General features: G+C 55.7%; 7 protein-coding genes. 1 reads left to right on the top strand and 6 read right to left on the bottom strand.

Annotated elements, in window-relative coordinates:
• Positions 1 to 357 precede the first annotated feature (357 nt).
• On the top strand, positions 358 to 858 hold the full coding sequence (locus HQL52_19660) for a hypothetical protein (protein MBF0371659.1): 501 nt from the start codon (positions 358 to 360) through the stop codon (positions 856 to 858).
• A 147-nt stretch (positions 859 to 1,005) separates the two neighbouring features.
• Here HQL52_19660 and HQL52_19655 read toward each other — a convergent pair whose 3' ends face one another.
• From HQL52_19655 to HQL52_19630, 6 genes are all read right to left on the bottom strand, one after another.
• On the bottom strand, positions 1,006 to 1,329 hold the full coding sequence (locus HQL52_19655; GenBank protein MBF0371658.1) for a hypothetical protein: 324 nt from the start codon (positions 1,327 to 1,329) through the stop codon (positions 1,006 to 1,008).
• A 5-nt stretch (positions 1,330 to 1,334) separates the two neighbouring features.
• Positions 1,335 to 1,697 carry a type II toxin-antitoxin system HicB family antitoxin gene (locus HQL52_19650; protein ID MBF0371657.1) on the bottom strand — a complete coding sequence of 121 codons (363 nt, stop codon included), beginning with the start codon at positions 1,695 to 1,697 and terminating at the stop codon, positions 1,335 to 1,337.
• A 74-nt stretch (positions 1,698 to 1,771) separates the two neighbouring features.
• On the bottom strand, positions 1,772 to 2,047 hold the full coding sequence (locus HQL52_19645; GenBank protein MBF0371656.1) for a hexulose-6-phosphate synthase: 276 nt from the start codon (positions 2,045 to 2,047) through the stop codon (positions 1,772 to 1,774).
• Positions 2,048 to 2,251: 204 nt separating this feature from the next.
• Positions 2,252 to 4,261, bottom strand: a complete 2,010-nt coding sequence (locus HQL52_19640; protein ID MBF0371655.1) for a DUF3488 domain-containing transglutaminase family protein — start codon at positions 4,259 to 4,261, stop codon at positions 2,252 to 2,254.
• Positions 4,258 to 5,232 (bottom strand): DUF58 domain-containing protein, encoded by a 975-nt coding sequence (locus HQL52_19635; GenBank protein MBF0371654.1) that lies wholly within the window; start codon positions 5,230 to 5,232, stop codon positions 4,258 to 4,260. Before HQL52_19635 ends, HQL52_19640 begins: the two co-directional genes overlap by 4 nt.
• 133 nt (positions 5,233 to 5,365) lie before the next feature.
• Positions 5,366 to 5,942: tetratricopeptide repeat protein (locus tag HQL52_19630; GenBank protein MBF0371653.1), on the bottom strand; the 577-nt coding region annotated here is incomplete at its 5' end.

The raw sequence follows: 5,942 nt of genomic DNA, 5'->3' as shown, positions 1-5,942 counted from the left end.
TTCCGAAGCCCTGCAATTGCTGTTTGAAGGTCAGCGGCCCTCCTTCATGCAGTCTAACGAAGCTGAATAGTTACTTTTGATCTTGCTTTACAACCCCCTGGGGGTGTGGGGGCGAGCCCCCACGGTCTTGATTTTGTTTTTTTCTTTTTTTTTCCAGCATCCCCTTCATCCTTCCATCGTCCTCTTCATTCTTCCAGCATCCAACAAAGAGACCAGACGCATCGACTAAAACAGAACAAGAGATATGCTTTTCCCGAAAAATGGCCTAAAACCTGCATGAATTCGGTTTCGTTATGGATCAAAAGCGCTAGAGTTGATCCGGAATGTCGAATTGATTGATGAAACAGGGGATTTGTGATGGGTAAATGGCATCTGAAACGGCTATTTTTTACAAGCGGCATCGCCATGGTGTTGGCGGTTACGTTGCTGATTTTGCCGTCGCTGGCCCAGGCAGGAAAGTATCGGCAGCCAGCATATATCACCAATCTTTATTTTTCCGATAAGATGGCCAGGGAGGGTGAGTTTGTTCGTCCTCTGGCGGTGGTCAAGGCGTTGCGTCCGAGGCCCTCGGGCACGGTGGGATATGTGATTCTGGATCTTCTGCTGGTGGATCCGGGGGTGCATCATTTTAAGATCAATATTTTGGACAACAAGGCCAAGAAGGTTACGGAATTGGCCTTTGAAGGGGTTGCGATGCCCAAAGGGGGGGCGCTGCCTCTCTTTACCGCTGCGGGAGCGGTCTCGGGAGCCTTTACCCCGGGAGTGTGGTTTTTCAAGGTGTATGATCAGGTAGACCAGGGCCCCTGGAAGGCGTTGGGCACCTTTGCGGTGACGGTGATTGAGGAGGAAGGGGAATAACCGCCCCTCTCTTTCGACCCCGAAGCGGTGTTGCTTTGGGTGATGTTGTCACGCTCCCCTTCTCTTTTGATTCTGCCGTTCTCCGCTGATTTTCAAAATAACAGCAGAACATTCCCTGGCCAGGTGATTGGGCCGGGGAGTGGCCTGTCAGCCCCACCAGAGCACTTTGGGATCGGGGCGAGGTTCGAAATCGATGGCTTTGGCGCCGTCTTTGCGGTTGCTGCCTTTTTTTTCCTGCTGTTTCAGCAGGGTGGTGCGAGCCAGATAATCCCCGATGTGTTTGAGCCACTCCTGCTTGCGTTTGGAGAGGCCCTCCGCCTGTTCACCGACCAGCTCCTTTTTGACCATATCCAGGGTCACCACCAGTCCATCCCCCAGGGTCATTTCTACCGCCACCGGGACGTTTCCATCCCACTGGATTTTATGGTGCTGAACACCCCGGAATCTTGATTTTTTTTTCGGTTCGCTCATCGCTGTCAGCTGGCTGCTCTCATGTTGTGCATCCGTTTGTTTTCGTCATTGGTAGCCCATTCGATCAGGGTTCGGACCCATGCATTAAGGCTTTTGTCTGATTTTTTTGCGGCGATGAAGGCTTCCCGATGCAGGGCTGGTGGTAAGCGAACCAAGAATTTACCAGAGAATGGTTTTTCCGGTTTTACCCCTTCTTCGGCGCAAAATTCAAGGTAGTCATCCACGGAGTTGTGAAATTCGGTCCGGATCTCCGCGGTGGTTCTTCCATAAAAAGAAACCACCTCCCGGATGTTGATGATACGTCCGTGGAATGTGTCTGCTTCATCATCAAACGTTACATCCCCGATGTATCCTTTATATTCTAACATTTTTTTGTCTCGATTTTAACTCGACGTGTAGGGTTTGTGATTTTAAGATAAATTTATCGTCTTCACTATCTGTTTTACGATGGTTTGATATCAACATTAATCAATAAATTTTTAACGTCTGCCACTCTGCCCTTGTCAGTGCCGCCATCCCCTTTACCGTGGGGCCTGTGAAATACCGCATGCGCTCCAAATATTTTGACTCGAATACGGGATCCACGACCTTCTTTGAGATCGGCTCCACATGCCTGGAGCAGGCTTTCGATGTCGTTCCAATGAATGTTTGTCTGTAGATCAAAAATAGCCTGTAAAATACGTTTTTGTTTGTTGTTAAGTTTGGGTTTTTGAGCCATGCGTAATTAATCCTTTGCGTGCTTTGCGTGTATTGACATTACCTCGCCTCCATTGGTGTGCACTCATTAGTGTTTCCAGGGTGAGATGGTGATTGTTTGTCGGGACAAGATATCACAAATGATATCATATGTCAAATCTTTTCACCCCTTGGGGTGTGGAGTACCAAAATTGGACTGGCTGGGTGGTTGGAAAGTTCCAACCCTTCAGGAAATAGCCTTATCGATCCGCCCCAGGAGCCGCTTCAGCAGCCGCACCCCCTTATTCATTTGGCGCTCTCGATAGCGTAAGGCTACATAGAGATGGATAAAGCGGTCAATGGGGGCTTTGGCTTGGGGGAGATGGCGGGCGGCCCGGGCGGCATAATCCATGGGGCCTTCGTTGGGATGGATCGATACCCCCTTTTTGGCCAGTTTCAGCTGCAAGCGCTGATAGAGCTTTACCACCGGATCCCCTTTTCCGGTGAGGCCGGGCCTCAGCATGATCAAGGCAAAGAGCCCGAAGAGCCCCCCCACCCCAGCCGCCAAGCCCAAAGCCATCCCCCGATAGGAGAGCTCTCCCAGACCCAACCCTGAGAGGAAGCGCGCCTGGCGTTTGACGTTGAACCCCAGCACCCACTGGTTCCAGCCGTTATCCACCAGATCCCAGGTGGACCAGATGTTTTCCAGCCACTCCCGGTTGGGCCGCAGGAGGAAGGGCAGTTCGTCGCTGCGCTGATTCATGGCGGCGGAGAGCCCCCGTTCAATGCGCTCCGGGGCGACCGCTGCGGTGGGATCCACCCGCACCCAGCCCCGACCCGCCAACCACACCTCGCTCCAGGCGTGGGCGTCGGCGTTGCGGACGGTGAGATGGTTGCCGAGAGGATTGATTTTTCCCCCCTGATATCCCAAAACCACCCGGGCCGGGATATCTGCCGCGCGCATTAAATAGGTAAACGCCCCGGCGTAGTGCTCGCAAAATCCCTTTCGGGTTTCGAAGAGAAACTGGTCGATGCGATTTTTGCCCATTTGCAAGGGGGGGGTCAGGGTGTAGATGAAGGGTTCCTGTCGAAACAGCTCCAAGGCGCGCTCGACGATCTCTTCATCACTGTCGGACTCCTCAGACCATTTTTGTGCCAGCTGACGGGTTTTGCGGTTGCCCTCAAAGGGGAGTTGCAGCCCCTGCTCCCACATGTCGGGATGGAGATCGACCCCGGCGCGATAGTCGATGATGGAGGCGATCCGGTAGCGTTTGGTGGTGGATACCTTGAGATGGGATTTGAGCTGAAAATCGGGCAGCAATCCACTCTTTTCCGGCGCTTCCACCGGAAGATCCAGAGCAAACAGCCAGTGATCCTGGGTCGGCTCCATGGTGACACTGTAGTGCCAGGTGGGGCCCAGGGGCTCGATGGTGATGGGGTCTCGGGGCAGAGGGGTGCCGGGGGTTCGCCACACCCCGTCCGGCCAGATAACCCAGAGCACCGGCCCCCGCCAGTAACGTTTTTTGATGGGAGGCGGTTTTTTGTCGAAGGTGGCTCTAAAAGCAACCCCCCCTTCGGCGATGAGATTGGTAACGCTCCCCGGGGACATGGAGTCGGAAAGGCCGATGGTGCCGGTGGTGGAAAAGGCGTCGGCGGGAAGCCCCCAGAGGGGTTGGGCGATGCGGGGGAAGAGCAAAAACAGCACCACCATCACCGGCACGGCTTGGAGAAGCAGCACCCCCGATTTTTTCAAGATGGCCACCACCCCGGGCCCGGGATGGTGGAGGCTGATCAAGGCGGCGATGGAGAGCCAGGTGACGGCGATGGCATACCCCCCCATCCAGATGGATTGGGAGTGAAAAAAGTGGGTCATGGTGAGAAAATTACAGAGCAAAATCACCAGCAACGGATCCCGCCGGGAGTTAAACTCCAGCAGCTTTAAAAACAGCAGGGAGGTGAGCAGCGCCACCCCGGAGTTTTGACCCAAAATCCGGCCATATTCCGCCCAAACCAAGAGGGAGGCAGCCACCACCACCGTGGCGCGAATCAGCATGCCAGGGGCAGGGGGGCGGCCTGTTTTGCGCACGCTGACCAGCCACCAGATTCCCAAGGTGCCGCAGAGGAGAATCAACCCCGGGGGAAGGTTGGGGACGTGGGGGGCGGCCACCAAAACCAGCAACCCCAACAACCCCTGCAACACCCAGGGGGCCGGGGGAAAGCCCAATAGATCGGGGGGGGAATCCTGACGCAGGATCATGGGCTCTCCCCTCCCCCCTCCCCGTCAAGACCAAACAGCGCCAACGCCTGCAAAGCCTCCCCCCGGTGCGCCTCCCCCCTTCCCGGAGGCAGGTTGAAACCGGGCAGTGTGAGGCCATAATTCAGATCCCCGGCATGGGCATCCATCACCCAGCGGCAGAGACGGGAGAGGCGGGCTTCGGTATCAAGTTCCCCCAGGGCGCTCCACTCAAACTGGAGATCGGGCAGCTCGCTACCGGCAAACTCCTTGGTGAGGAGCCCTTGCCACCGGGCGGAAATTTTCCAATGCACCTGCTTGGGGGTATCCCCGACCTGATATTTGCGCAATCCATAAAAATCATCCCCGTCCGGATGGCGCTTGCGTCCCTCCTCCTCCCCGGCAGGCCCAGGGGGTAAGGGAACGTGGCCCTTTTCCGGCTGGGGATAGACCAGACACGGCGTGGTAAAGGTGACCACCCCCCAGGCGCGGATGAGCCCCATGGGAAAGCGGGTGAAAACAGTGAGGCGGGGCGGCTTGAGCCAACCCCGCCGGGGCGCCTGGAGGGTGAGTACGGGAAAGGGGGTGTGGCCGGGGGCGATGTCGAGATAGATTTCTTTTTGGTTTTTCCCGGACCAGGCAAGCCCAATGGCCAACCGCTCCCCCCCGGTTCGGTTGTCGAGCCCCATGGGAAAGCGGGCGGTTTCTCCGGCAAAAACCGGCTCGATCCGCCCCTGAAAGAGTTTCAACCCGACGAGATTGCGATAGGTGTGGAGAATGGAGACAAAGAGCGCCCCCCCCAGAAGAAAGGTGAGCACGAACCCCAAGCTGAGGTCATAGTTCAAAGCTGCCAGCAGCATCACCAAAAAAACCAGGCCGAAGAGGGTGCCATAGCGATCGGGCATGATGTAGACCCGCTTGCGATCCAACACCACCGGCCCGGCTTCGGGTTGCAGGCGGCTGGCAAAGAAGAGCTTGATCGGCTTGGGAATCATGGCGTCATGCTGGCCCGGGTGGATGGCGGAAAAGGGGTGCTCCCTCTTCCCCAATCATGATGCCGCAAAAGGGCGGGCAAGCAAAGGGGGGTGGATCAATGGATGGGATGGGGGATCGTAGAAAAGAGCCGGATCACTCCTCCAGCCCGGAACGCGCCTCCCCCCAAGCCAAAAACGCCCCCTGAGGATCCGCCCCCTCCTCATGCTTTACTGCTGCTATCCAAGCGCGCAGGAGGTTTTGTTCGGGCTCCGGCAAACGAATGATAAAGGGCTCCAGGTCGTTGTAGTTCCAGAGACTGCGTGGAAGATTCACACCTGCCAATTCCCCCAATTTCTCATGGGCCTGAGTGACGGATTGTGGATTGTTTTCAGCCAGGGCCAGGGCAAGCTCCAGCATTATTTGATTGCGTTTTTCAATGTCGGTTTTCAGGAGAGGACGGGATTTGATCAGTCGGCTTGCGGCTTGGTCAAAGTTTTCTGCTACAAGTGCTTTTTCAGCAGAGTTCAGGAATGGATCTATCAATGTTGGATCCAGCTTTATGGCCTGCTCAAATGCTTCTTCTGATTCTTGAAGTCGGTTCAGGCTAAGAAACAAACACCCCAGGCCATTCCAGGGATGGGCAGATTTTGGGTCTAGCTCAATGGCTGTTCGGTATGCCTTTTCAGCTTCATCGTATCGGTCGGTATGGTTTTTCAGCAAACTCCCCAGG

The organism is Magnetococcales bacterium, from assembly GCA_015232395.1.
Lineage (GTDB): Bacteria > Pseudomonadota > Magnetococcia > Magnetococcales > JADFZT01 > JADFZT01.
Note: the sequence above shows the minus strand (reverse complement) of the source record. Positions and strands in the feature narration are given on the sequence as shown.